This is a genomic window from Prescottella defluvii (genome assembly GCF_000738775.1).
In the GTDB taxonomy this organism is placed as follows: Bacteria; Actinomycetota; Actinomycetes; order Mycobacteriales; family Mycobacteriaceae; genus Prescottella; species Prescottella defluvii.
Genome location: NZ_JPOC01000173.1, coordinates 1 through 222, shown reverse-complemented (window position 1 = coordinate 222; position 222 = coordinate 1). Strand labels below are relative to the sequence as shown.

The 222-nt window shown below is 74.3% G+C and carries 1 pseudogene; it reads left to right on the top strand.

The features are described 5' to 3' along the window. A pseudogene (locus IJ15_RS0124305) lies at window positions 1-222 on the top strand (Holliday junction branch migration DNA helicase RuvB); the annotation flags it as partial.

Genomic DNA, 222 nt, shown 5'->3' with positions numbered 1-222 from the left:
TCGGCGCCACGACCCGGTCCGGCGCGCTCACCGGGCCGCTGCGCGACCGATTCGGGTTCACCGCGCACATGGACTTCTACGAGCCGGCGGAGTTGGAGCAGATCCTGCTGCGGTCGGCCGGCATCCTCGGCGTCGATCTCGGGCCGGACGCGAGCGCGGAGATCGCCGGACGTTCACGGGGCACGCCGCGCATCGCGAACCGCCTGCTGCGGCGCGTCCGCG